The organism is Tsukamurella serpentis (genome assembly GCF_054780975.1).
The window spans coordinates 580,836-604,625 of sequence record NZ_BAAGVH010000003.1 but is presented as its reverse complement, the minus strand read 5'-3'; the positions used below and the strand labels follow the sequence as shown (position 1 = coordinate 604,625).

The 23,790-nt window shown below is 68.9% G+C and carries 25 protein-coding genes and 1 pseudogene; 15 read left to right on the top strand and 11 right to left on the bottom strand.

Annotated features, from left to right (window positions below; genetic code table 11):
* The 3 genes from ACYVHG_RS11190 to ACYVHG_RS11180 are packed head-to-tail and all read right to left on the bottom strand — an operon-like array spanning position 1 to position 1,490.
* On the bottom strand, positions 1-447 hold the full coding sequence (locus tag ACYVHG_RS11190) for an acetyltransferase (protein WP_461167510.1): 447 nt from the start codon (positions 445-447) through the stop codon (positions 1-3).
* Entirely contained in the window at positions 444-1,010 is a 567-nt protein-coding gene (locus ACYVHG_RS11185) for a DUF1707 SHOCT-like domain-containing protein (protein WP_461167509.1), read from the bottom strand. Before ACYVHG_RS11185 ends, ACYVHG_RS11190 begins: the two co-directional genes overlap by 4 nt.
* Before the next feature lie 21 nt (positions 1,011-1,031).
* Positions 1,032-1,490, bottom strand: a complete 459-nt coding sequence (locus ACYVHG_RS11180; protein WP_461167508.1) for a peroxiredoxin — start codon at positions 1,488-1,490, stop codon at positions 1,032-1,034.
* A 23-nt stretch (positions 1,491-1,513) separates the two neighbouring features.
* Here ACYVHG_RS11180 and ACYVHG_RS11175 point away from each other — a divergent pair, with 23 nt between their 5' ends.
* Positions 1,514-2,161: a DUF2461 domain-containing protein gene (locus ACYVHG_RS11175; protein WP_461167507.1), complete on the top strand. Its 648-nt coding sequence runs from the start codon at positions 1,514-1,516 to the stop codon at positions 2,159-2,161.
* On the opposite strand, the gene ACYVHG_RS11170 is transcribed toward ACYVHG_RS11175, so the two are convergent.
* The 4 genes from ACYVHG_RS11170 to ychF form a co-directional block, all read right to left on the bottom strand.
* Positions 2,145-2,495: a hypothetical protein gene (locus ACYVHG_RS11170; protein ID WP_461167506.1), complete on the bottom strand. Its 351-nt coding sequence runs from the start codon at positions 2,493-2,495 to the stop codon at positions 2,145-2,147. The two genes, ACYVHG_RS11175 and ACYVHG_RS11170, sit on opposite strands and share 17 nt — an antisense overlap.
* Positions 2,496-2,592: 97 nt before the next feature.
* Positions 2,593-3,024 carry a VOC family protein gene (locus ACYVHG_RS11165; protein ID WP_461167505.1) on the bottom strand — a complete coding sequence of 144 codons (432 nt, stop codon included), beginning with the start codon at positions 3,022-3,024 and terminating at the stop codon, positions 2,593-2,595.
* A 98-nt stretch (positions 3,025-3,122) separates the two neighbouring features.
* Positions 3,123-3,488, bottom strand: coding sequence for a zinc ribbon domain-containing protein YjdM (locus tag ACYVHG_RS11160; protein ID WP_461167504.1), 366 nt, complete (start codon positions 3,486-3,488; stop codon positions 3,123-3,125).
* A gap of 138 nt (positions 3,489-3,626) precedes the next feature.
* Positions 3,627-4,700: a redox-regulated ATPase YchF gene (gene ychF, locus ACYVHG_RS11155; protein WP_461167503.1), complete on the bottom strand. Its 1,074-nt coding sequence runs from the start codon at positions 4,698-4,700 to the stop codon at positions 3,627-3,629.
* A gap of 105 nt (positions 4,701-4,805) precedes the next feature.
* Here ychF and ACYVHG_RS11150 point away from each other — a divergent pair, with 105 nt between their 5' ends.
* From ACYVHG_RS11150 to ACYVHG_RS11120, 7 genes are all read left to right on the top strand, one after another.
* Positions 4,806-7,082, top strand: coding sequence for a carbon starvation CstA family protein (locus ACYVHG_RS11150; RefSeq protein WP_461167502.1), 2,277 nt, complete (start codon positions 4,806-4,808; stop codon positions 7,080-7,082).
* Between the two features lie 29 nt (positions 7,083-7,111).
* Entirely contained in the window at positions 7,112-7,243 is a 132-nt protein-coding gene (locus ACYVHG_RS11145; RefSeq protein ID WP_461167501.1) for a CstA-like transporter-associated (seleno)protein, read from the top strand.
* Between the two features lie 61 nt (positions 7,244-7,304).
* On the top strand, positions 7,305-8,801 hold the full coding sequence (locus ACYVHG_RS11140; protein ID WP_461167500.1) for a DNA-3-methyladenine glycosylase 2 family protein: 1,497 nt from the start codon (positions 7,305-7,307) through the stop codon (positions 8,799-8,801).
* Positions 8,798-9,307, top strand: a complete 510-nt coding sequence (locus tag ACYVHG_RS11135; protein WP_461167499.1) for a methylated-DNA--[protein]-cysteine S-methyltransferase — start codon at positions 8,798-8,800, stop codon at positions 9,305-9,307. The genes ACYVHG_RS11140 and ACYVHG_RS11135 overlap by 4 nt, the downstream gene beginning before the upstream one ends.
* On the top strand, positions 9,304-10,557 hold the full coding sequence (locus ACYVHG_RS11130) for an AI-2E family transporter (protein WP_461167498.1): 1,254 nt from the start codon (positions 9,304-9,306) through the stop codon (positions 10,555-10,557). The genes ACYVHG_RS11135 and ACYVHG_RS11130 overlap by 4 nt, the downstream gene beginning before the upstream one ends.
* A 34-nt stretch (positions 10,558-10,591) precedes the next feature.
* Positions 10,592-11,677, top strand: coding sequence for a DNA recombination protein RmuC (locus ACYVHG_RS11125; protein ID WP_461167497.1), 1,086 nt, complete (start codon positions 10,592-10,594; stop codon positions 11,675-11,677).
* 16 nt (positions 11,678-11,693) lie between these two features.
* The gene (locus ACYVHG_RS11120; protein WP_461167496.1) at positions 11,694-13,106 is read left to right on the top strand and encodes a DUF6542 domain-containing protein; all 1,413 of its coding nucleotides are present in this window, start codon (positions 11,694-11,696) and stop codon (positions 13,104-13,106) included.
* Between the two features lie 44 nt (positions 13,107-13,150).
* On the opposite strand, the pseudogene ACYVHG_RS11115 reads toward ACYVHG_RS11120, so the two are convergent.
* A pseudogene (locus tag ACYVHG_RS11115) lies at positions 13,151-13,306 on the bottom strand (DivIVA domain-containing protein); the annotation flags it as partial.
* 84 nt (positions 13,307-13,390) lie between these two features.
* A complete protein-coding gene (locus ACYVHG_RS11110) occupies positions 13,391-14,341 on the bottom strand; it encodes a 4-hydroxy-3-methylbut-2-enyl diphosphate reductase (protein WP_461167495.1) in 951 nt (316 codons plus the stop codon).
* A gap of 59 nt (positions 14,342-14,400) precedes the next feature.
* Here ACYVHG_RS11110 and ACYVHG_RS11105 point away from each other — a divergent pair, with 59 nt between their 5' ends.
* From ACYVHG_RS11105 to ACYVHG_RS11095, 3 genes are read left to right on the top strand one after another with little or no spacing between them, the layout of a single operon-like run.
* A complete protein-coding gene (locus tag ACYVHG_RS11105) occupies positions 14,401-15,003 on the top strand; it encodes a lipid droplet-associated protein (protein ID WP_461167494.1) in 603 nt (200 codons plus the stop codon).
* Positions 15,000-16,295 (top strand): exodeoxyribonuclease VII large subunit, encoded by a 1,296-nt coding sequence (xseA, locus tag ACYVHG_RS11100; protein ID WP_461167493.1) that lies wholly within the window; start codon positions 15,000-15,002, stop codon positions 16,293-16,295. Before ACYVHG_RS11105 ends, xseA begins: the two co-directional genes overlap by 4 nt.
* The gene (locus ACYVHG_RS11095) at positions 16,292-16,504 is read left to right on the top strand and encodes an exodeoxyribonuclease VII small subunit (RefSeq protein ID WP_461167492.1); all 213 of its coding nucleotides are present in this window, start codon (positions 16,292-16,294) and stop codon (positions 16,502-16,504) included. The genes xseA and ACYVHG_RS11095 overlap by 4 nt, the downstream gene beginning before the upstream one ends.
* A gap of 1 nt (position 16,505) precedes the next feature.
* On the opposite strand, the gene ACYVHG_RS11090 is transcribed toward ACYVHG_RS11095, so the two are convergent.
* Positions 16,506-17,150: a DUF4245 domain-containing protein gene (locus ACYVHG_RS11090; protein ID WP_461167491.1), complete on the bottom strand. Its 645-nt coding sequence runs from the start codon at positions 17,148-17,150 to the stop codon at positions 16,506-16,508.
* Positions 17,151-17,290: 140 nt separating this feature from the next.
* Here ACYVHG_RS11090 and glpX point away from each other — a divergent pair, with 140 nt between their 5' ends.
* From glpX to ACYVHG_RS11070, 4 genes are all read left to right on the top strand, one after another.
* On the top strand, positions 17,291-18,295 hold the full coding sequence (glpX, locus tag ACYVHG_RS11085; RefSeq protein WP_461167490.1) for a class II fructose-bisphosphatase: 1,005 nt from the start codon (positions 17,291-17,293) through the stop codon (positions 18,293-18,295).
* A 59-nt stretch (positions 18,296-18,354) separates the two neighbouring features.
* Positions 18,355-19,770 carry a class II fumarate hydratase gene (locus tag ACYVHG_RS11080; protein ID WP_461167489.1) on the top strand — a complete coding sequence of 472 codons (1,416 nt, stop codon included), beginning with the start codon at positions 18,355-18,357 and terminating at the stop codon, positions 19,768-19,770.
* A 169-nt stretch (positions 19,771-19,939) separates the two neighbouring features.
* On the top strand, positions 19,940-21,457 hold the full coding sequence (locus tag ACYVHG_RS11075; protein ID WP_461167488.1) for a serine/threonine-protein kinase: 1,518 nt from the start codon (positions 19,940-19,942) through the stop codon (positions 21,455-21,457).
* Positions 21,458-21,466: 9 nt separating this feature from the next.
* On the top strand, positions 21,467-22,048 hold the full coding sequence (locus ACYVHG_RS11070) for a methyltransferase domain-containing protein (RefSeq protein ID WP_461167487.1): 582 nt from the start codon (positions 21,467-21,469) through the stop codon (positions 22,046-22,048).
* Here ACYVHG_RS11070 and ACYVHG_RS11065 read toward each other — a convergent pair whose 3' ends face one another.
* Positions 22,049-23,743: a fumarate hydratase gene (locus ACYVHG_RS11065; RefSeq protein ID WP_461167486.1), complete on the bottom strand. Its 1,695-nt coding sequence runs from the start codon at positions 23,741-23,743 to the stop codon at positions 22,049-22,051. It abuts the gene before it with no gap.
* Between the last annotated feature and the right edge of the window lie 47 nt (positions 23,744-23,790).

The window sequence follows — 23,790 nt, the reverse complement described above, 5'->3', positions numbered from 1 at the left end:
CTACGGCACCAAGTGCAGGTGCAGGACCGGATACGGCCTGCCGTCACCATCGGTCTCGCTGCGCCCAGCGACACGGAATCCTCTCCGCAGATAGAAGTCGGTGGCCGTCACGTTCTGTTCGTTGACATCGACGGTGCGCACGCCGTGTTCGGCGATCACGTGGGCGAGCAGGGCTGAGCCGACGCCGCTACCATGATGGCTCGCGTCGACGAACAGCATCGCCAGGTCACCGTTCGAGGTGCCCGCGAAACCGGCCGGTCGTCCGTTGACCTCGGCGACCCTCAGCCGTGCTTGTGGGAAGTACACGCCGGGCAATTCGCGCTCGATCTCGTCTCGGTGAGCAGCACTCAGGAACGTGTGGGTCGCGTCGACGGCGCTGCGCCAGATCCGGACCAACTGCGAATACTCGGCGACGCCGCCACTCGACCGGATCGCGATGGGCGTCATCGAAGGACAACGATCCCTGATCCGGCCGAGGCGTAGCCGCGCAAGACGAGCAACGGTCCGGAGGTGCTGTCGGTGGCTCCGGCTTTGTCCTTCATCGAGCTCCAGCCGGTGTACTCCATAGCACTGTCGTCGACCCGCATCGTCGGGCCCAGGTGCAGTTTGATCGTGCTCCACGAGACCTGCAGCTCGAGGTCGAGCCCGCCGTAGGGGAAGTCCGCTCTGCGGAAATCGAGCTTCGCGCCGCCCGCTGATCCGGTGATGCGCATCCGCGCCGGGACCGTCCAAACGCCTTTACGCGCCTCGCTCGTCCAGTCGATTTCGAGCACCTCGACCGGTAGCTCCGAAGATGACTCGAGCGCGGTGACCGGAAACAGGCGGTCGCGGATCGGTAGGTCGCTGAGTAGCTCACGCAGCTCACCGCGGTTCGATGCGGCGTAAGCCGCATGCGTTCGCGTGTCGAACTCGTCCACCGTGAGATACCCGGCGGCCATCGCCTCACCGAGTAGTTCCACCGCGCGTTGACGCTCCGGATCCCCCACTCGAATTCGGTCGAAGTCCGCCATGTCCCGACACTATCGCACGAGTCAGGTGCGCAGCGCCGCCAGAGCGCGGTCCGCGTGGACCTGCATGTTCACCTCGGAGGCGATCACCTCGGCGACGGTGCCATCGGCGCGGATCGCGAAGGTGGTGCGTTTGGTGGGCATGCCGGCGAGCTTGAGCAGGCCGTCGCGGCGGACCCCGTACGCGGCGGCGACGGCACCGTCGGCATCGGAGAGTAGCGGGTAGTCCAACGAGTGTTCGGTGGTCCAGTCCTGCTGCTTGGCGACGGCGTCGCGGCTGATGCCGACACGCTGTACACCGGCCTCGGTGAACTCGGCCGCGAGGTCACGGAAGTGGCAGGCCTCCTTGGTGCAGCCAGGGGTGAACGCGGCCGGGTAGAAGAACAGCACGACCGGGCCTGCGGCCAGCAGGTCGGAGAGTCGGCGCGGCGCGCCGTCCTGGTCGAGGAGTTCGAAGTCGGGCGCCTTGTCACCGGGTTCCATGGTTCAAGGCTAGCCTGGCCCTCATGAGCTTCACCGGTTTCCCCGAAGCCGCGCTCGACTTCTACGACGACCTCGAGGCGGACAACTCGAAGGTGTTCTGGGAGGCGAACAAGGCGACCTATGCGTCTGCCGTGGCCGGCCCGATGACGGCACTCACCGAGGAACTGGCGGCGGAGTTCGGGACGGCGAAGATCTTCCGTCCGTACCGTGACGTGCGCTTCTCGAAGGACAAGACGCCGTACAAGACGCATCAGGGCGCGTTCGTCGCAGTCGGCCCGGCGACCGGCTACTACGTGCAGATCGGAGCCGCCGGTGTGCGGGTGGGCGCGGGCTTCTACGAGGCGAGTTCAACACGGCTCGCCGCGTTCCGGCAGGCCATCGACAACGACCTGTCCGGGCCGGCGTTGGAACAGATCGTCGCGGCGTTGCGGCGGGGTGGCTGGGAGATCGGTGGTGACACGCTCAAGACATCCCCGCGCGGGTGGGACGCCGGCCATCCGCGGATCGACTTGCTGCGCCACCGGTCACTCACGGTGATGCGGGACTACGGTTTCGGGGCGATCATCGGCTCACCGAAGCTGGTACCGCAGATCCGCAAGCACTGGCGGCAGACCGCACCCCTGCTCGATTGGCTGGTCGAGCACTGTGACGGGATCAGTCCAGGGCGCTGACCGCGATCCCGTACGGCAGGAATCGCACCTTGCGGTTCGGTTCGGTGTTGTGCTGATTGGCGCGCAGCGCGTCGATCTCGGTGGCGAAGACCTGCTCGACTCGGGCGGCATCGTCGTCGCCGGTGACGATCACGGCCCAGACCCCGTCACCCGTCTCCCCTGTGGTCTCCGGTTCGCGACGGGTGCGCTGACCCGGATCGTCGAACAGCCCCGAGAAGGCGTACCGTCCGGTGGCGGCGCCGCCGACGAGTTTGCCGAGCATGTCCCGGGCTTCGCGCGCGAGATCGTCGAACTCACCCGGGCCGAACCCGAACGGATTCTCGTTACCTGCCATCTGCTGCTCCCTCGGGCTGAGAAGTGTTCCTTCCTTCCAGTGTCCACATCCTCGGGTCCGCCTGCCACCACGTGTTCTGACGATCGCGATGCGCGGATCAGTCGAGGCAGAACTCGTTGCCTTCGACGTCCTGCATGACGATGCAGGATTCGGAGACGCCGTCGGCTTCCAGTAGTCGCAGGCGTGTGGCACCCACACCGATCAGGCGAGCACATTCCGTTTCCAGGGCGGCGAGGCGCTCTGCGCCCGTCAGCCCGGTTCCCACGCGGACATCGAGGTGAACGCGGTTCTTCACCTCCTTGCCCTCGGGGACCCGCTGGAAGAACAGGCGTGGGCCCGCACCACTCGGATCGACGCAGGCGAACCGCGAGCCCTGTGCCTCGGGCGGGAGGATCTTCTCGAACGCGTCCCAGTCGGTGAAGCCCGGCGGTGGCGGGGGCACCTCGTAGCCGAGCGCCTCGCACCAGAACAGTGCGACGCGCCTGGGATCGGCGCAATCGAAGGTGACTTGGAACTGCCTGGCGGTCATGGGCATGACGGTAGCTATTCCGTGGCGGAGGGGTGAGGTCTTCGCTCCACGAAAGCCATGCGTCGCGCGCACGACCGGGCCGGCCGATGTGTCGCCGGTCAGGCCTTCTTGACGATGCTCGACTTCAACCGCATCTGACCGAGCCCGGGCACCTTGGCCTCGATGTCGTGGCCGTCGACGGGCTCGTCGAGCAGGCGGATCCCGCGCACCCGCGTGCCCGCCTTGATGACGGCGCCGCCCGCGCCCTTGACCTTGAGGCTCTTGACCAGGGAGACCGAGTCACCGTCGGCGAGCTCGTTGCCGACGGCATCCCGAATCACGTCGCCAGCAGCGGTGTCGCCGGACTCGGCGGCCGATGCGTCGGCCGACCACTCGTGGGCGCACATCGGGCACACCAGCAGCGCACCCTGTTCGTAGGTGTACTCGCTGGAGCACTCGGGGCACGGAGGCAATTGATCAGACATCGCACGGAACACTACTCTCAGCCCGGGAGCACCGTTCCAGCATCCGGTCTCCCCTCACAGGAGAGTCGAGCGGGTCGGACCGCACTCAGCGCCCGAGCGTCGTCCCGGGGCTTGAGACAACGCATCGCGCAGTGGTCGTCAGACGTTGAAGCGGAATTCCACCACGTCGCCGTCGACCATCACGTAGTCCTTGCCCTCCATGCGGACCTTGCCGGCGGCCTTGGCCGAAGCCATCGAGCCGGCAGCGTCGAGGTCGGCGAAGGAGACGATCTCGGCTTTGATGAAGCCCTTCTCGAAATCGGTGTGGATCACGCCGGCCGCCTTGGGGGCGGTGTCGCCCTTGCGAATGGTCCAGGCGCGCGACTCCTTGGGGCCGGCGGTCAAGTAGGTCTGCAGGCCCAGGGTGTGGAAACCGGCCTTGGCCAGCGAATCGAGGCCCGGCTCGTCCTGACCGATCGACTCCAGCATCTCGGCCTGGTCCTCCGGATCGAGCTCCAGCAGCTCGGACTCGATCTTCGCGTCCAGGAACACCGCATCGGCCGGCGCCACCGCCGCCTGCAACTCGGCCCGCCGCGCCGAATCGGTGAGCACGCCCTCGTCGGAGTTGAACACGTACAGGAAGGGCTTGGCCGTCATCAGGTGCAGCTCACGGATCGGCGCGGTGTCGAAACCGGCCGCGAACAACGTCTTGCCGTCCTCGAGCACCAGCTGCGCAGACTTCGCCGCCTCCAGCGTCTGCGCCAGTTCCTTGTTCTTCCGTGCTTCCTTCTCGAGCCGCGGCAGCGCCTTCTCCAGGGTCTGCAGATCCGCCAGGATCAGCTCGGTCGCGACGGTGTCGATATCGGCCAGCGGATCGACCTTGCCCGCGACGTGCACCACATCCTCATCGGCGAACACCCGCACCACCTGGCAGATCGCATCGGCCTCGCGGATGTTCGACAGGAACTGGTTGCCCATCCCCTCACCCTCGGACGCGCCCTTGACGATGCCGGCGATGTCCACGAACGACACCGGCGCCGGGAGGATCCGCTCGGAACCGAAGATCTCCGCCAGCCGCGTCAGGCGCGGATCCGGCAGGTTCACCACGCCCACGTTCGGCTCGATGGTGGCGAACGGATAGTTCGCCGCCTCCACCTCACTGTTGGTGAGGGCGTTGAACAGAGTTGACTTGCCGACGTTGGGCAGTCCGACGATTCCGAGGGTAAGACTCACGGGACCTGATTCTACGTGCCGATTCGCCCGCGCCGAACGCCCGCCGGGTGCAACGATGTCCCCTGCGAACCAGCAACCCGCTCTGCACTCCGACCAGGAGGACCCATGTCCGCTCCGACGGCCGAACCGATCCGGGAGACCGACGGTGACCTCACCTACGTGCGCACCGACCCCACGAAGCCGCCGATAGCGATCATCGACCGCTCCCCCATCACCACCCGGCACAAACTGATCTTCGGCGTCATCGCGATCCTCGGCGCCGTCGCCTGGGCGATGATCGCGCTGGCCCGCGGCGAGACCGTGAACGCCGTCTGGTTCGTCCTCGCCGCGGTCTGCACGTACGTGGTCGGATACCGGTTCTACGCGCGCCTGATCGAGCTGAAAGTGGTGCGCCCCCGCGACGATCGCGCCACCCCGGCCGAGATCGAGGACAACGGCACCGACTACATGCCGACCGACCGGCGCGTGCTGTTCGGCCACCACTTCGCCGCGATCGCCGGCGCCGGCCCGCTGGTCGGCCCCGTCCTCGCCGCGCAGATGGGCTACCTGCCCGGCACCATCTGGATCATCGTCGGTGCGCTGGTGGCCGGCTGCGTGCAGGACTACCTCGTGCTGTGGATCGCGACCCGTCGCCGCGGCCGCTCACTCGGCCAGATGATCCGCGACGAGCTGGGCCCGGTCGGCGGCACCGCCGCGATCATCGGCATCGCCACCATCATGATGATCCTCATCGCGGTGCTCGCACTGGTCGTGGTGCAGGCCCTCGGCCACAGCCCGTGGGGCGTGTTCTCCATCGCCTGCACCATCCCGATCGCCCTGTTCATGGGCATCTACCTGCGGTACCTGCGCCCCGGCCGGGTCTCCGAGGTGTCCCTGATCGGCGTCGTACTGCTGCTCGCCGCGGTGATCGGTGGACGACCCGTCGCCGAGACCTCCTGGGGCAAGGAGCTGTTCACCCTCACCCCGGTCCAGTTGAGCTGGGCGATCATCATCTACGGCTTCGCCGCATCGGTGCTGCCGGTGTGGCTGCTGTTGGCCCCGCGCGACTACCTCTCGACCTTCATGAAGGTCGGCACGATCGTGCTGCTCGCCGTCGGAATCCTGATCGCCCGCCCGATGATGGAGGCCCCCGCCGTCTCCGACTTCGCCACCCGCGGCGACGGCCCCGTCTTCGCCGGCTCCCTGTTCCCGTTCCTGTTCATCACCATCGCCTGCGGCGCGCTGTCCGGCTTCCACTCCCTGATCAGCTCCGGCACCACCCCGAAGCTGCTGGAGAAGGAGGGCCAGATGCGGTTGATCGGCTACGGTGGCATGCTCACCGAATCGTTCGTGGCGATCATGGCGCTGATCACCGCGTCGATCATCAACCAGCACTTCTACTTCGCCATGAACGCCCCGCTGGCCAAGACCGGCGGTACCGCCGAATCAGCGGCGGCCTACGTCAACTCGCTCGGATTGAGCGGCGATCCCGTGACCGGCGAGCAGATCAGCCAGGCCGCCAAGGACGTCGGTGAGCAGTCCATCGTCTCCCGCACCGGCGGCGCCCCGACACTGGCCTTCGGCATGTCCGAGGTGCTGCACCAGGTCTTCGGCGGCTCGGCGATGAAATCGTTCTGGTACCACTTCGCGATCATGTTCGAGGCCCTGTTCATCCTCACCACCGTCGACGCCGGCACCCGCGTGGCTCGGTTCCTGGTCTCGGACGCGTTCAGCAATCTGGGGGGCCCGTTCCGTCGGCTCAAGGACCCGAGCTGGCGGGTCGGCGCCTGGGGCGCCTCCCTGCTGGTGGTCGCGGCCTGGGGCAGCATCCTGCTGATGGGCGTCACCGACCCGCTCGGCGGGATCAACACCCTGTTCCCGCTGTTCGGCATCGCCAACCAGTTGCTCGCCGCGATGGCCCTGACCCTGGTGGTCGTGGTGGTGGTCAAGAAGGGCTACTACAAGTGGGTGTGGATACCGGCGATCCCACTGGTGTGGGATCTCACGGTCACTATGACCGCGTCCTGGCAGAAGATCTTCAGCTCCGATCCGGCCGTGGGCTACTGGAAGCAGCACAGCAACTTCCGGAACGCCGCAGACGCCGGGCTGCAGAGCTACGGCTCGGCCAAGACTCCCGAGGCCATCGACGCGGTGGTCCGCAACACCTTCATCCAGGGCACCCTGTCGATCGTCTTCGCCGTCATGGTGCTGGTGGTGGTCGCGACCGGGCTGTGGACGATCTTCCGCACCGTCACCGGCCGGGGCCGGCCCCTCACCGAGGAGGAACCGGTACCGAGCCGGCGGTTCGCCCCGCGCGGCCTGATCGCCACCCCCGCCGAACGGGAGGTGCAGAACCAATGGGACGCGGTGGGCAACCCGGCACTGCAGCGCTCCGGGCACTGAAGGCGGTCCGCTGGTACGTCGGGTCCATCATGGGCGACAACCACTACCAGCGGTACGTCGAGCACCGTCGGGCGACGCACCCTGGCGAACCGGTGATGACCGAACGGGAGTACTGGAAGGCGCGGCACGACGGAGCCGCCGTCTCCGCCCGCTGTTGCTGACGACGCCGCCCTGTCCGAAACCCGCTAGCGCGGGCACGGTGACGGTGCCAGAGTCGACATCGTGACCGAAAGCGCGACCCTCGACTTCGACCGGTGCTACCGGGCGATCGCCGGACGCGACGCCCGGTTCGACGGGCAGTTCTACACCGCGGTCGCCACCACCGGCATCTACTGCCGTCCCTCGTGCCCGGCCACCACCCCGAAACCGGAGAACGTCTCCTTCCACCTCACCGCGGCGGCGGCCCAGGCCGCCGGATACCGTGCCTGCCGGCGGTGCCTGCCCGACGCCGTCCCCGGATCACCGCGGTGGAATCTGGAATCGGACCTGGCCGCCCGGGCCATGCGGCTGATCGCCGACGGCGTGGTCGACCGCGACGGGGTGACCGGGCTCGCGCAACGCCTGGGCTACAGCGAGCGGCAACTCACCCGGGTACTCACCGCCGAGCTGGGCGCGGGCCCGCTGGCCCTGGCCCGCGCGCACCGCGCGAACACCGCGCGCACCCTGATCGTCGGCACCGCGATGCCCTTCACCGACGTCGCCTTCGCCGCCGGATTCACCTCGATCCGGCAGTTCAACGACACCGTTCGGGAAGTCTTCGCCGCCACCCCGTCGGCGCTGCGGGCCCGCGGACGCGGCGCACCGCCGACCACCGGGGCGCTGACGCTGCGCCTGGCCCTGCGGCCGCCCTACGACGTGGGCTGGGTGCGCTGGTTCCTCACCGCGCACGCCGTCCCCGGCCTCGAACACGCCGACGGTGACCGCTTCACCCGGGTGCTGAACCTGCCGGGCGGCAGCGGCGTCGTCACCGTCGACCTCTCCGCCGCACCCGAGGGGTACGTGCGTGCCGAGCTGCGCCTGACCGCGCTGAGCGACCTCCCGGCCGCGGTCGCACGGCTGCGGCACCTGCTGGACCTCGACGCCGATCCGATCGCCGTGGATCAGGCTCTGGCCGCCGATCCACGACTGACGCCGCTGATCCGGTCGACCCCCGGCATCCGGTTGATCGGCTGCATCGACCCGCAGGAACTGCTGCTGCGCACCATGATCGGTCAGCAGATCTCGATCGCCGCGGCCGCCACCCACCAGGCCCGACTGGTCGCAGCGCTGGGCACCCCGCTCGCCGACACCATCGGCTCCGGCGCCGTCGTCAGCCGGGCCTTCCCGACCGCCGCCTCCATCGCCGAACACGGAGCAGAGATCCTCACCGGACCGAGAGCGAGGATCACCGCGATCGTCGGCGCCGCGCGCGCCCTCGCCGACGGCACGCTGATCCTGCACCCGGGAATGCCGCGCGAGCAGGTCCGCACCGAACTGTTGAGCCTGCCCGGCGTCGGACCGTGGACCGCCGACTACGTGGCCATGCGACTGCTCGCAGACCCGGACACCCTGCTCGCCGCCGATCTGGTGGTGGCCAAGGGCGCTGCGCTGCTCGACCTCGACATCACCGCCAACCGCTGGAGTCCGTGGGCCAGCTACCTGTGCCTGCACCTGTGGAACCATGCGCTGACCACCGCCCGGAACACCGTCCAGTCCACCTCGCAGAGGAGTAGTCCGTGACCGCCTTCCACTCCACCACCGAGACCCCCGCCGGGCCGTTCACCGCCGTCGTCGATGCCGACGGTGCCGTGCTCGCCTCCGGCTGGACCGCCGACGCCGAATCACTGGTGCCGCTGATCCACTCCTCGCTGCGGCCCCGGACCGTGGAACACCGCTCCGACCTCGGGGACGTGACGGCGGCGGTGAACGCCTTCCACGCCGGCGACCTGACCGCGATCGACACGGTCGCGGTCCGGCAACGTTCCGGCGAGTTCATCGAACACGCCTGGCGGGTACTGCGCACCGTCGAACCCGGAGCGCCGGTCACCTACACCCGCTACGCCGAACTGTCCGGTCGACCGGCCGCGGTCCGGGCCGCGGCGATGGCCTGCGCCCGCAACCCGGCCGCCCTGTTCGTCCCCTGCCATCGCGTGCTGCGCACCGACGGATCACTGGGCGGATTCCGGTGGGGATTACCGACGAAGAAGTGGCTACTGAGGCATGAGAGACATACGATCACACTGTGAGCGATGAGGTGACAACACCTGCGGCCAGGCCCACCCGCGGCGATGTGTACGGCCGGGCGGGACGTTGGCTGGCCGAGTGGAGCATCCGCGTGGTGGCCATCGCCGCGATGCTCTTCGTGCTGGTCTGGCTGATCGGCGAGTTCTGGTCGATCCTGCTCCCGGTGATGCTCGCCGTGCTGGTGAGCACGGTGCTGTGGCCTCCGGTGCGGTGGCTGCGCGAGCACCGGTTCCCGCCCGCACTGGCGACGGCGACGGTGCTGCTGCTCGGCGTGGGCGTCCTGGGCGGGATCATCGGCGCTATCGCACCGTCGATCGGCAGCCAGTCCCAGCAGATCGCCGACAGCGCCGTGGCCGGTGTGCGCCAGATCCAGTTGTGGGCGCAGGGCCCGCCGCTGAACCTGCAGGACGAGCAGATCAACCGGTTCGTCACCTCCATCACGCAGAAGCTGCAGTCCAGCGCCGAATCCATCGCCACCGGCGTGTTCACCGGGGTCAGCGCCGCCGGATCGGCGGTCGTCACGGTGGTGATGGTCGCCATGCTGACCTTCTTCTTCCTCAAGGACGGCGACAAGTTCCTCCCGTGGATCCGCCGCCAGTCCGGCTCCCCGGTGGCCTCGCACCTGGTCGAGCTGCTGGGCCGGATCTGGACCACTCTCGGCGGCTTCATCCGCACCCAGGCGCTGGTCAGCCTGATCGACGCGGTGTTCATCGGCCTCGGCCTGGTGATCCTGGACGTTCCGCTGGCCTACGCCCTGGCGGTGATCACCTTCCTCGGCGGGTTCATCCCGATCGTCGGTGCCTTCGTCGCCGGCGCATTGGCCGTCGTCGTCGCCCTGGTGACCAACGGTTTCACCACCGCGTTGCTGGTCCTGGCAGTGGTGATCGCGGTGCAGCAGCTCGAGGGCAACGTGCTGTCGCCGATGCTGCAATCCCGCTCGATGAACCTGCACCCGGTGGTGGTGCTGCTGGCCATCGCCTTCGGGGGCACCCAGTTCGGGATCATCGGCGCCTTCCTCGCTGTTCCGTCCGCCGCGGCGATCGCGGTGCTCTTCCGCTACCTGGGCGAACTCGTCGACGAGCGCACCGGCGAGAGCTCCGAACCGGACCCGGACGAGCCCTCCGGTCCGAACCTGCTGGACAAGCTGAGAACCCGGATCCGATCCGCCACCGGCAACGGCGACAGCGGTGGCGGTGCGGCGGAGCAGGAGGCCGGACAGGCGAGGGCGGCCGGACCCGCCGCGGACGCCTGACGAACTTGTCAGTGCCCCGGCCCATGCTTGCGGCATGGACCTCTCACACCTGCTCGTGGCATTGCTGGCACTGCTGGTCGGCGCCGCCCTCGGGGTGATCCTCGCCCGAGTGGTTCCCGACCGGTCCCCCGCGCCGAGCGGCGGAGCCCCTGGCCACGACGCGGTCGCCGGCCCGGTCAACGCCCTGCTGGCACCCCTCCGGCAGACGGTCGAAACCCTCGGGCACGAGTTCGCGGTCGCCGAGCGCAGTCGGGTGGCGGCGTTCGCCGGCCTGCGTGAGCAGATCGGCACCGTCGCGCGCACCAGTGAGGCGCTACGCGCCGAGACCGCGACGCTGCGCTCGGCGATGAAGTCGTCCACGGTGCGCGGCCGCTGGGGTGAGCTGCAGCTCGAGCGGGTGGTCGAGCTGGCCGGGCTGAGCCGGCACTGCGACTTCTCCACCCAGGTGGGAGCACGGCTCGGCGACGCCCGGGTGCGGCCCGATCTGGTGGTGCACCTGGCCGGTGGCCGGGATCTTGCGGTGGATGCGAAGGTGCCGCTCGACGCCTACCTGAACCTGCTGGAGGCTCCCCCGGCAGAACATCCGGCTCTCCTCGCCGATCATGCCCGGCGATTCCGCTCACACGTTGTGCAGTTGTCCGGCAAGCGGTACTGGGACGCCGTCGGCTCCCCCGAACTGGTGGTGATGTTCGTGCCCGCCGAGGCCTTTCTGGACGCGGCGCTGCAGGCCGACCCGGATCTGCTGGAGTTCGCACTCGACAAGAACGTGGTTCTCGCCACTCCTACGACCCTGGTCGCGATGCTCCGGGCGGTGGCTCTGGCGTGGCGGCAGCACGCGCTCGGGGAGGATGCGGCCCGGATCCACGCCCTCGGCCGCGAGCTCAGCGATCGATTCGACATCCTCAACAGTCATTTCACGTCGCTCGGTGCCGCCCTGGGTAAGACGGTCGAGGCGTTCAACAGCACCGTCGGTTCGTACAACGCGCGGGTCGGGGTCACGGCGCGCCGACTGTCCGAGTTGGCATCCATGCCCGACGGTTCCCGCGAGGATCACCTGGAACTGAACACCGCGCCACGTGCGGTCCCGTCGCCTGCGCGTTCTCGGTTCTCACAGTGTTAACCGGTACGGTTCACCTGTGTCGAAGTTCCAACCCTCACGCTCCCAGGTGCCGGTGGACGAGCGCTCCGTGCTCGCAACGGTGCCCGGTCTGCCGTGGTGGGGCGCCGTCCTGACGCTGCTGGCGTTCGCTGCGGTCGGCGCCGTCGCCGCGGGCGAGTTCGCCGGCGCGAACGCCGGGATGCTGGCGATCACGGTCGGCGCGATCGTTGCCGTCCTCGCCGTGCGCAACCGCGCCCTGTTCACCGCAATGGTCCAGCCGCCACTGGTGATCGCCACCGCGATCCCGGTGTACCGGTGGTTCGCGCTACCGAGCCCGCGTAGCACCAGCAAGATCCTCACCGACGTGCTGTTCCCGCTGATCTCGCTGTTCCCGTGGATGTTCTGGATCACGGTGATCGTGCTGCTGATCGGCGGCGCTCGGATGTTCCTGTACCACCGGCTCACCGCGACGGCTCGAAGTGCGCAGCGCAGTGGATCGGCGCCGGCGAAACCGGCCAAGGCCGGTGCGAAGAAGGCCCCGGAATCGGCCGGGCTGCCACTCGGTGAGCGGTTGCGCGCCGCTGCGGCGCGCATGCGCCCTGCGCCCGCCGCCGCTGCGGCCACCGCAGGCGGAGCAGCCGGGACGCGCGTCTCGGCCGAGAAGCGCTCGGAGCGGCACCAGGGCACCGCGCACCGGTCCCGCCCAGACCGCGGCGAGACCCGCCGCACGCCATCGAGTGAGGGCGCCCCACGGCGTGCCCTGACCCGGGATGAGGTGGCACGCCGGGACGAGGGTGCGCCCGCGACCGCCGTCAACCGGGTGGTCCGCCCGGATTCCGGCCGGATCCGCCGGGGGCAGCCGCCGCGGCGCCCCGCCGACGACGAGCGCGCCGCGGGTATGCCGCACGGCGCCCGGCCACGTCCGCCGGTGGCCTACGGCGACCGGCCCCGGCCGTTCCCGGGTGAGCCCCGCGATCCCCGCCGAGACCCCGACCGCCGGGATCCTCGGGCACGCGGCGGACGCGAGCTCGATCCGCGGCAGGGTGCATCGGGGCCCGGTGCGTCGGGCCCAAGGGCAGCGGTCCCGCGGCCTGCTGCGCGGGATTACCGGCGTGAGGCGCGGGAGATCGACCGGGCTCGAGGTGTCGACGACCCCCGGGCGCGGCCCGCGCGGGACCGCTCGGCCATCCCGCGCGACGATTACGGCTCCCTGCCCCGGATCTCGGGTAGCCGCGCAGCACAGCCCGATCTCCCCAGCCTGCAGCGGGACCCGGACCGTGCCGCACGCCGCTCCGAGGCGCGCAACAATCCCAGCCGGTACGAGCACTACCGGCCGCCGCGCTACCGTCCGGCCAGCGAGGAGTCCGCGGTGGAGACGGATTTCCGCGACGACTTCGCCGAACCCGACGAGCCGCCGCGGCAGATCCGCCGGCACCGCTACAAGGACTGACGCCGACGAGACCGGCGCTACGAGGGTCCCTGCACCGGAGGCCGGCCCTCGTAGCGTTCGAGCCGGGCGTACAGATCACGCAGGGTCGCCTCGACGTCCTCGAGGAACGAGTCGACCTCGTCCTCGCTGTACCCGCGGCGGCCGAACGGCGGTTTGGAGAAGGTGACGTTGCGGACGTCGCTGGGACTCAAGAACTTCATGAAGGTCACCGTATCGAAGATTCGGTGACGTGCGTACCGGACAGCGAGATCGACCGCGGGCCGTCCGCAGGCCGGTGACGGCGGTCAGGCCTTGGCGCGGGGGCGTAGCTCTCGTGGCAGGGCGAAGACCAACGTCTCATTGGCGGTGGTGACCGCCTTCACGTCCTTGAAGCCCTCGCCGTCGAGGTACTCCACCACGCCCTTGACCAGGATCTCGGGCACCGAGGCACCGGACGTGATGCCCACGGTCTGCACCCCGTCCAGCCAGGACGGGTCGATCTCGCGGGCGAAGTCGATCAGGTGCGCGGCGCGGGCACCGGCCTGCAGAGCCACCTCCACCAGCCGTACCGAGTTCGACGAGTTCCGCGACCCCACCACGATCACCAGATCACATTCGGGCGCCATCGCCTTGACCGCGACCTGGCGGTTCTGGGTGGCGTAGCAGATGTCGTCGCTGGGCGGATCCTGCAGCTTGGGGAACTTCTCGCGGAGCCGGCGCACCGTCTCCATCGTCTCGTCCACCGAGAGCGTGGTCTGCGAGAGCCAGACGATCTTGTCCTCGTCGCGGACCGTGACCGCATCCACCGCATCCGGGCCGTCCACCAGCTGCACGTGCTGCGGCGCCTCACCGGCGGTGCCCTCGACCTCCTCGTGGCCCTCGTGGCCGATCAGCAGGATGTCGTAATCGTCGCGGGCGAAACGCTTGGCCTCCTGGTGGACCTTCGTCACCAGCGGGCAGGTCGCGTCGATGGTGCGCAGGCTGCGCTGCGCGGCACCCTCGTGCACCGCGGGCGAGACACCGTGTGCCGAGAACACCAGCAGTGCACCCTCGGGCACCTCATCGGTCTCGTCCACGAAGATCACGCCCTTGTCCTGCAAGGTCTCCACGACGTGCCGGTTGTGCACGATCTCCTTGCGCACGTACACCGGCGCGCCGTGCTTCTCCAGGGCCTTCTCGACCGTCTCCACCGCGCGGTCGACACCCGCGCAGTAGCCACGCGGCTCGGCCAGCAGGACACGCTTGCCAGAACTCATGCCTCCAGGCTACGGCACCTGACGGTGTGCTCGCGGGCTCGATGAGGCACCCTGGAGGTATGAGCCGTTTACCGTTCGTGGTCCGCGTCGCCGTCGGGGCCGTCGCAGTGGCCGCCGAGAAGGGCCAGGAGATCGTCTCCGGCGCCGTCAGCGCCCCGCTCACGCTGGGCAGCAAGTCCGCGCAGGCCTTCATCGCGGTCCAGCAGGATCTGGCCGAACTCGCCGTCCGCGGCGACCGGGCTCTGGAAACGGTCTTCCCCGCCAAGGACGACGAACAGGCCGCCTGGGCCACCTTCGACGACGACGAGGACGTCGACGTCGATCTTCCCGAGGCCCGGCCCGGTTTCGGTGAGGTCCGCCCCGCGACCGGGCCCGCCGAATCCGCCGAATCCGCCGAGTCCGCTCCGGCACCGTCGGGCACCGGACGCTACGCGCTCTACAGTTCGCCGGTCCCGGCACCGTCGTCGAACTCCCACGCGCCCGCGGCGGACCTGCCCGCCGTGGCACAGCGCATCGACTACCCCGAGCTGACGCTCGCGCAGCTGCGCGGGCGGCTGTCCGGGCTGACCACCGCCGAGGTCGAGTCGCTGGTGGAGTACGAGCGCGGCAACGGCGCGCGGCCCCCCTTCCTCACGATGCTCGAGAACCGCATCACCCGGTGACCGGACCTGCGACGAGCGGCCCGCCCAGCGGCGCCGGTCCCTCCACTGCGGAGCAGCCGTGGCCGGTGCGTGTGGTCTCGATGAAGATCGCGCAGTGGATCGACCGGCTCGGCGAAGTCTGGGTCGAGGGTCAGATCACCCAGCTCAACCGGCGCGGCACCGGCACCGCCTTCCTCACCCTGCGTGACCCGTCGGCGAACGTGTCATTGCAGGTCACCTGCCTGCCTGCGGTACTGGACCGCTCCGAGGTCCCGCTCACCGAGGGCACCCAGGTGATCGTGCGCGGCAAGTTCACCTACTGGGCCGGCCGCGGCAGTCTGTCTCTGCGGATCACCGAGATCCGCGCCGTGGGCGTGGGTGAGCTGCTGGCGCGAATCGAACGGCTGCGGCAATTGCTGCACGCCGAGGGCCTGTTCGACCAGCGCCTCAAACGCCCGCTGCCCTTCCTCCCGGGCACCGTCGGCCTGGTCACCGCGCGGGCCAGCGCAGCCGAACGTGATGTCCGTTCGATCGCCGAGCAACGCTGGCCCGGGGTCCGGATCCGGGCGGAGTACGCCACGGTGCAGGGGCCAACCGCGGTCCCGCAGCTGGTCGAGGCGCTGCGCACGCTCGACGCCGCACCCGAAGTGGACGTGATCATCCTGGCCCGCGGCGGCGGCAGCGTGGAGGACCTGCTGCCCTTCTCCGACGAGACACTGTGCCGAGCCGTGCACGCCGCCCGCACGCCGATCGTCTCGGCGATCGGCCACGAGCCGGACAATCCGCTGTGCGATTTCGCCGCCGACGTCCGAGCCGCCACCCCCACCGACGCCGCGAAACGGGTGGTCCCGGATGTGGTGTCCGAACTGGCGCGAGTCGCTGAGCTGCGCGAACGAGCCGCGACAGCGCTCCGCGGCTGGGTGGCGCGGGAGGCGCACACGGTGATGTCGCTGCGCTCGCGGCCGGTGTTCGCGCATCCTCAGCGCCTGGTGGACGAACGCGCCGAGCAGGTTCAGCGGCTGCTGCGCGACGGACGACGCGACATCCGGCGCACCGTCGAACGCGAATCCGACGGGGTGCGCCACCTCGCCGCGCGGCTCACCGCACTGGGCCCGGCCGCCACCATGGCCCGCGGCTACGCGGTGGTGCAGAAGGTGACTCCGGACGGCGTCAACCCGGTGGTCCGCAGCATCGACGATCTCGCGCCGGGCGCACAGCTTCGGGTGCGGGTTCCCGACGGTGCTGCGCACGCGGCGGTGATGGGTGTGAAGAAACTGACCGAACCCGCACCGGAAGGGGTGGACCAACAGTGAGTGACGATGTGACGCCGGTGGCCGAGCTGGGCTACGAGCAGGCCCGCGACGAGTTGACCGAGGTGGTCCGGCTCCTCGAACAGGGCGGACTCGACCTCGACGAGTCACTGAACCTGTGGGAGCGCGGTGAGGCGCTGGCCAAGCGCTGCGAGGAACATCTCGCGGGCGCCAAGGAACGGATCGAGAAGGCTATCTCCGCGCAGCAGTGAACTACCGCGGCGCGCCGGTTTCCGACGGGGCCGCCGACGCGGGCGTGGGCAGGTCGCCGGCGGCGCGCGGCAGCGGCTGCTGCGACTGCACCGCGGTGGCCAGTTCGGTGAACCGCGGCACCGTCGCACTGCCGTAGATCACGATGACCTCACGGTCGAGTTGCAGGGCCCAGGCGCTGCGGTTCTTGTCGTTCGGGCCGTAGACCTGCCAGGTCCGCCCGTCGACTTCGATCTCGCCGGAGGGCCGGCTACGGGTACCGAAGACCGACTGCACCACCTCCGCGAGCTGCCCGCCGGACTGCGCGAGTTCGATCGCGTTCTTCTCCGGGGTCAGGTAGTTGACCGAGAACACCACTCCGCCGGTGACCGCCTCGTCGCGGGTGGCGGTGGCCTTCCAGCCCTCCGGGACACCGTCGGCCACGCCCGGCCCGGAGGGCATGCGAACCGGGAAGTCCAGCCGCCCGGCGGTGATCTCGAAGACCGACTTGGCATCGATCGCCGCGACCGTCTCGTCCTTCGGGTCACCGCCGAACCCGAGCCGGAAGTTCCCCGAGGCGAACAGGGCGAGGAGGCACAGCGCGAGCAGCGGTACCAGGGTGAGCACCATGTCGCGTCGGTTCTGCAGGATCCGGGGTTTATCAGCCACGTGACCAGTATCCCGAAGCGCCCCGGCGACGCGGCACGCGGCATCCGCACCGGTGTGAACCCGGCATGGAAGAATCCATGTGCACTGGCGCCGATCGGGCTCGACCGGCGTGAGCACCGTCGAACTCCATGGAGGCACCAATGTCCGATACGCCCACAGCGAACCCCATCGCGCCCGACCGGAACCTCGCGATGGAGCTGGTGCGCGTGACCGAGGCCGGCGCGCTGGCCGCCGGACGCTGGGTGGGCCGCGGGCAGAAGGAGTCCGGCGACGGAGCCGCCGTGGACGCGATGCGGCAGCTGGTCTCCACGGTCTCCATGCAGGGTGTCGTGGTGATCGGTGAGGGCGAGAAGGACGAGGCCCCGATGCTCTACAACGGCGAGGAGGTGGGCAACGGCTTCGGCCCGCCGACCGACGTCGCCGTGGATCCGGTGGACGGCACCACCCTGATGGCCAAGGGTATGCCCGGCTCGATCGCGGTACTCGCGGTCTCCGAGCGCGGCGCCATGTACGACCCGTCGGCGGTGTTCTACATGAACAAGATCGCCGTGGGCCCGGAGGCGGCCGGTGTGATCGACATCCAGGCCCCGATCGCCGACAACATCGCCAAGGTCGCCAAGGCCAAGGGCATCAAGGTCTCCGACGTGACGCTGACGGTGCTCGACCGTCCCCGGCACGAGCAGCTGATCGCCGACATCCGCGCCACCGGCGCGATCGTGCGGTTGATCTCCGACGGTGACGTGGCCGGTGCGATCGCCGCCGCCCGCCCCGAGGCCAAGACCGACATCCTGGTCGGCATCGGCGGTACCCCGGAGGGCATCATCGCCGCCGCAGCCATGCGGTGTATGGGCGGCGAGTTCCAGGGCACTCTGGCACCGTCGACCGACGTCGAGCGGGCGCGCCTGAAGGACCTGGGCATCGACCCGAACGAGGTGCTCGGCACCACCGACCTGGTCAAGGGTGAGCACGTCTACTTCGCCGCGACCGGCGTGACCGACGGTGATCTGCTGCGCGGGGTGAAGTACCGGGCCGACGGTGCCACCACGCAGTCGATCGTGATGCGCAGCAAGTCCGGCACCGTCCGGATGGTCGATGCCACGCACCGCCTGAACAAGCTCAAGACGTACGCGCAGATCTTCGACTGAACGTGATCTTGTTCTCGGGCCCTGGGAAGTTCCCCGGGGCCCGAGTACGTTTCTAAGGTATGGCTAATAACGCTGACACCCCGGCCGAGTACCGCATCGAGCACGACACCATGGGCGAGGTCCGGGTGCCGGCGCAGGCCCTGTGGCGGGCGCAGACGCAGCGCGCGGTGGAGAACTTCCCGATCAGTTTCCGGCCTCTCGAACGCGCCCAGATCCGGGCCATGGGTCTGCTCAAGGCGGCTGCCGCACAGGTGAACCGGGACCTGGGGTTGCTGGACCCGCAGCGCGCGGATGCGATCGTGGCCGCGGCGCAGGAGGTCGCCGACGGCGCGCACGACGACCAGTTCCCGATCGACGTCTTCCAGACCGGGTCCGGGACCAGCTCGAACATGAACGCGAATGAGGTCATCGCCTCGATCGCCGCCCGCGCCGGGGTGCAGGTGCACCCGAACGACGACGTGAACATGTCGCAGAGCTCCAACGACACCTTCCCCACCGCTACCCATGTCGCCGCGACCGAAGCCGTGGTCACCGTCCTGATCCCGGCTCTGCAGCACCTACACAGCGCGTTGGCGGCGAAGGCCGAGCAGTGGCGGGAAGTGGTGAAATCCGGCCGTACACACCTGATGGACGCGGTCCCGGTGACGCTCGGCCAGGAGTTCGGTGGGTACGCCCGGCAGGTGGAGGCCGGAGTCGAGCGGCTTCGGGCGACGCTGCCACGGGTCGGTGAGGTCCCGATCGGCGGCACCGCCGTCGGAACCGGCCTGAACGCCCCCGACGGTTTCGGCTCGCTCGTGGTGGCGGAACTGGTCCGGCTCACCGGCGTCGACGAGATCACGCTGGCGAAGGACAACTTCGAGGCGCAGGCGGCCCGCGACGGGCTGGTGGAACTGTCCGGCGCGCTGCGGACCGTCGCGATCTCGCTGACCAAGATCGCCGGCGACGTGCGGTGGATGGGCTCGGGTCCGCTGACCGGTCTCGGTGAGATCACGCTCCCCGATCTGCAGCCGGGCAGTTCGATCATGCCCGGCAAGGTGAATCCGGTGCTGCCCGAGGCGGTGACACAGGTCGCCGCCCAGGTGATCGGCAACGACGCAGCGGTGGCCTGGGGCGGCGGCAACGGCGCCTTCGAGCTGAACGTGTACATCCCCATGATGGCGCGCAACGTCCTCGAATCGATCACCCTGCTGGCGAACGTCTCCCGGCTGTTCGCGGACCGGTGCATCGACGGTCTGACCGCCCACGAGGAGCGGCTGCGGACCCTCGCCGAGAGCTCGCCGTCGATCGTGACCCCGCTGAACTCGCTGATCGGCTACGAAGAGGCCGCCGCAGTCGCCAAGCAGGCGCTGCGGGAGGGCAAGACCATCCGGCAGACGGTGATCGACCGCGGCCTCATCGGTGACTCGCTGACCGTCGAGGAGCTCGATCGCCGGCTGGATGTGCTGGCCATGGCCAACCTCGACCGCCGCCGCTGACCCGGGTTCTCGCCGGGGGGGCACCGTCGCGGTCCTCCCTATAGGGCCGCCGTCTCCCCAGCGCCGGCTCCATTCCCCCGGTCCATGGCGCTGGGGAGGTGAACGTCCCGCTAGGGAGATCAGCAGCGCAGGTGCGAGCACCGCGGTAGGTTCGTCGCGGGAGGTCACCATGGCACTGGAGCAGGGCGAAGTCTTCGCCGGCTATACGATCATCCGACGACTCGGTGCAGGCGGAATGGGAGAGGTCTACCTCGCTCAGCACCCCCGGCTGCCGAGGCAGGATGCGATCAAGGTCCTGCCTCCCCACCTCGCGTCCGACGGTGCTTTCCGCCAACGATTTCTGCGTGAAGCGGACCTCGCCGCAACTCTCAATCATCCGAACGTCGTCGGTATCCTCGACCGCGGTGAAGACGGTGGCCGCCTGTGGCTCACGATGCCCTACATCGACGGGATCGACGCCGCCGAACGCCTGCGCGGTTCTCCTCGCGGACTGTCCCTCGACGAAGTCGTGTCGATCGTCTCCGATACCGCCGCTGCGCTGGACTTCGCTCACCAGCGTGGGGTCCTTCACCGTGACGTCAAGCCCGCCAACATTCTGCTCGACGGGTCCCGTGCTCTCTTGACGGATTTCGGGATCGCCCGAGCAGCGAACGACACGTCGGATCTGACGGCGACGGGCACGACGATCGGCTCAGTCGCCTACGCTTCACCGGAGCAATTGCGCGGCGAGCAGGTCGGGCCCGCCGCGGACGTGTACTCGCTCGCCGCCACTGCGTACGCCCTCCTCACTGGTCTCCGGCCGTTCGACCGCAGTAGCCCGTCGGCAGTCATCGCCGCCGCACTCGAGGGAACGGCTCCGTCGGCTGTCAGTGTGCGGAGTGACCTTCCACCTGCAGTGGATATCGCTCTCGCACACGGTATGTCGCGTGCCCCCGGCGACCGCCCCTCGACCGCGGGTGGATTCGTCTCCGAGCTGAACGCAGCGCGCGACAGCAGTGATACGACGACGCTCAGGCGAAGCCCAGCGAGTGGTGCCGAGGCCACATTGCTCGCACCGGCTCGAACTCACGCGGCCATACCTCCGGATCGAACGAGACCGACACCATCGGCACCCGCCCGACGACGATGGGCGCTCCCGGCGGCCGCCGTTGCAGTGCTCCTCATCGGGGCCGGTGCCGCCGGAGCCCTCGTTCTGCGTCACAAGTCTGAACCGGGCTCGACCGCGGCCGCCGCGGTTCCGGGATCCAGCACCGCCACATCGTCCACCCTGCCCCCGCCCCCGGTGTCCGTGGAACCGTCGACCGTCACGATCGTCGCCCCCACGCCGATCGTCACCGTTCCGGCTGTCCGGCCATACGATCTGGGACTCGTGAAACCGGTCAGCACACCGGCCTGCGACGGGCGGTTCATCGTCGTTCTCGAATCGATCGAGGAATCCAACCCGTCTCTGCGTGCACTGATCACCTCCCGCTTGAGCGCCGAGCCCCGTTCGCAGTACTTCTACAGCGGCGCACTCAACTGCAACTCGATCAATGCTGTCAACGCGAACGGCGAACGCTTCTACACGCCGTACGTCGATTACGGCCCCGATCTGAAAGCCGCTTGCTACGCGCTACAACACCGGGGCGGTTCGTATGTGCGCACGCTTCGCAACGGCGTTGCCGTCGGCACGAACCCTTGCGAGTAGCTTGGCATCATGAGCACACCGAGGTGGTTCACCGAGACCAAGGAAGGCCACAGCCAGTGGTACATCGAGCGGTTCCGGACCATGGCACGCGAGGGAGCGGACCTGGCCGGTGAGGCGCGGCTGGTGGATGCGATGGTCGGCCGCCGCTCGCGGATCCTGGACGCAGGCTGCGGTCCCGGCAGGCTCGGCGGTCACCTGCATTCGGTGGGCCACGACGTGGTCGGTGTGGACGTCGATCCCGCGTTGATCGCCGCCGCCGAAGCCGACCACCCCGGCCCACGCTGGTTGGTGCAGGACCTGACCGACCTGGACCTCGACGGTGCCTTCGACGCAATCGTGTGCGCCGGGAACGTGATGGTGTTCGTCGCGGAGGGCACCGAGACCACCGTGCTGCGCAACTTCCGCCGGCACCTGGCCGACGACGGTTTCGTGATCGTCGGCTTCCACACCGACCGCGGTCTGAGCCCGGAGCGGTTCGACGGCTACGCCGCCGAAGCCGGCCTGCGCACCGATCTGCGTCTGGCCACGTGGGACGTCAAGCCCTGGTACGACGGTGCCGATTTCGCGGTCACCGTCCTCCGTCCGGCCTGATCACCGCTCCTTCGAGCGAACCCGGATGCCGCTGAGCGGGACCGACACCTCACCCGAGGGATCAGTGAAGAAGTCATTACCCTTGTCGTCGACCACGATGAACGCCGGGAAGTTCTCGACCTCGATCTTCCACACCGCCTCCATGCCGAGCTCGGGGTACTCGATGACCTCCTGGCTCTTGATGCAGTCCAGTGCCAGCCGCGCCGCCGGACCGCCGATCGAGCCCAGGTAGAAGCCGCCGTAGCTCTCGCACGCGGTGGTGACCTGCTTGGACCGATTCCCCTTGGCCAGCATGATCATCGATCCACCCGCGGCCTGGAACTGATCGACGTAGCTGTCCATCCGGCCTGCGGTGGTGGGGCCGAAGGAGCCCGACGCCATACCCTCGGGGGTCTTGGCCGGTCCGGCGTAGTAGACCGGATGATCCTTGAGGTACTGCGGCATGGGCTGCCCGGAGTCGAGCAGGTCCTTGATCTTGGCGTGCGCGATGTCACGGGCCACCACCAGCGGACCGGTCAGCGACAGTCGCGTCTTCACCGGGTGCTTCGACAGTTCTGCCAGGATCTGAGGCATCGGCCGGTTCAGGTCGATCTCCACGACCGCACCGCCCTCAATGTCCTCGGCGACACCCGCGTCCGGCATGTACTGCGCCGGATCGGTTTCGAGCTGCTCCAGGAAGACACCGTCGGCCGTGATCTTGCCGAGGGCCTGGCGGTCCGCCGAGCAGGAGACCGCGATCGCGACCGGCAGCGAGGCGCCGTGCCGGGGAAGGCGAACCACCCGCACGTCGTGGCAGAAGTACTTGCCGCCGAACTGCGCACCGATCCCGAACGACTGGGTGAGCTCGAAGACCTTCTCCTCGAGCTCCTTGTCCCGGAAGCCGTGAGCGGCCATCGAGCCGGACTCGGGAAGCTCGTCGAGGTAGTGCGCCGAGGCGTATTTGGCGGTCTTGAGCGCGAACTCGGCGGACGTGCCACCGATCACGATGGCCAGGTGGTACGGCGGGCAGGCCGCGGTACCGAGCGAGCGGATCTTCTCGTCCAGGAACTTCAGGATGCGGTCCGGGTTGAGGATCGCCTTCGTCTCCTGGAACAGGAACGACTTGTTGGCGCTGCCACCGCCCTTGGCCATGAACAGGAACTTGTACTCGGGCCCCTTCTCCCCCTGCTCGGTGGCGTAGATCTCCACCTGGGCGGGCAGATTCGTGCCGGTGTTCCGCTCCTCGTACATGGTCATCGGGGCGTTCTGCGAGTACCGCAGGTTCAGCTTCGTGTAGGCGTCGTAGACACCGCGGGAGACCCATTCGGCATCGTCGGCGCCGGTCAGAACACCCTCGGCCTTCTTGCCCATCACGATCGCGGTGCCGGTGTCCTGGCACATCGGCAGCACGCCACCGGCCGAGATGTTGACGTTCTTGAGCAGGTCCAGCGCCACGAATCGGTCGTTTCCCGAGGCCTCGGGATCGTCGATGATCCTGCGCAATTGCTGCAGGTGTGCGGGCCGCAGGAAATGGCTGATGTCGTGCATCGCCTCCGCGGTCAGCTTCTCGATGGCCTCCGGCTCCACCTTGAGGAACTTCCGGCCGTCGACCTCGAAGGTCTGCACGCCCTCGGTGGTGAGCAAGCGGTACGGCGTGGTGTCCGGGCCGATGGGCAGCAGGTCGGAGTAGATGAATTCGGGGCTGTTCGAAGTCACGTCCCGAGGGTATTCCCCAGCACTTCCGCCTCTCGGCTTAGGCTGCC

Coding starts and splice junctions, on each gene's coding strand:
- ACYVHG_RS11080 (WP_461167489.1), top strand. CDS start 18,355: ATGGCTAATAACGCTGACACCCCGGCCGAGTACCGCATCGAGCACGAC.
- ACYVHG_RS11180 (WP_461167508.1), bottom strand. CDS start 1,490: ATGGAACCCGGTGACAAGGCGCCCGACTTCGAACTCCTCGACCAGGAC.
- ACYVHG_RS11190 (WP_461167510.1), bottom strand. CDS start 447: ATGACGCCCATCGCGATCCGGTCGAGTGGCGGCGTCGCCGAGTATTCG.
- ACYVHG_RS11185 (WP_461167509.1), bottom strand. CDS start 1,010: ATGGCGGACTTCGACCGAATTCGAGTGGGGGATCCGGAGCGTCAACGC.
- ACYVHG_RS11070 (WP_461167487.1), top strand. CDS start 21,467: ATGAGCACACCGAGGTGGTTCACCGAGACCAAGGAAGGCCACAGCCAG.
- ACYVHG_RS11075 (WP_461167488.1), top strand. CDS start 19,940: ATGGCACTGGAGCAGGGCGAAGTCTTCGCCGGCTATACGATCATCCGA.
- ACYVHG_RS11145 (WP_461167501.1), top strand. CDS start 7,112: ATGGGCGACAACCACTACCAGCGGTACGTCGAGCACCGTCGGGCGACG.
- glpX (WP_461167490.1), top strand. CDS start 17,291: ATGTCCGATACGCCCACAGCGAACCCCATCGCGCCCGACCGGAACCTC.
- ACYVHG_RS11165 (WP_461167505.1), bottom strand. CDS start 3,024: ATGACCGCCAGGCAGTTCCAAGTCACCTTCGATTGCGCCGATCCCAGG.
- ACYVHG_RS11125 (WP_461167497.1), top strand. CDS start 10,592: ATGGACCTCTCACACCTGCTCGTGGCATTGCTGGCACTGCTGGTCGGC.
- ACYVHG_RS11170 (WP_461167506.1), bottom strand. CDS start 2,495: ATGGCAGGTAACGAGAATCCGTTCGGGTTCGGCCCGGGTGAGTTCGAC.
- ACYVHG_RS11175 (WP_461167507.1), top strand. CDS start 1,514: ATGAGCTTCACCGGTTTCCCCGAAGCCGCGCTCGACTTCTACGACGAC.
- ACYVHG_RS11150 (WP_461167502.1), top strand. CDS start 4,806: ATGTCCGCTCCGACGGCCGAACCGATCCGGGAGACCGACGGTGACCTC.
- ACYVHG_RS11160 (WP_461167504.1), bottom strand. CDS start 3,488: ATGTCTGATCAATTGCCTCCGTGCCCCGAGTGCTCCAGCGAGTACACC.
- ACYVHG_RS11110 (WP_461167495.1), bottom strand. CDS start 14,341: ATGAGTTCTGGCAAGCGTGTCCTGCTGGCCGAGCCGCGTGGCTACTGC.
- ACYVHG_RS11105 (WP_461167494.1), top strand. CDS start 14,401: ATGAGCCGTTTACCGTTCGTGGTCCGCGTCGCCGTCGGGGCCGTCGCA.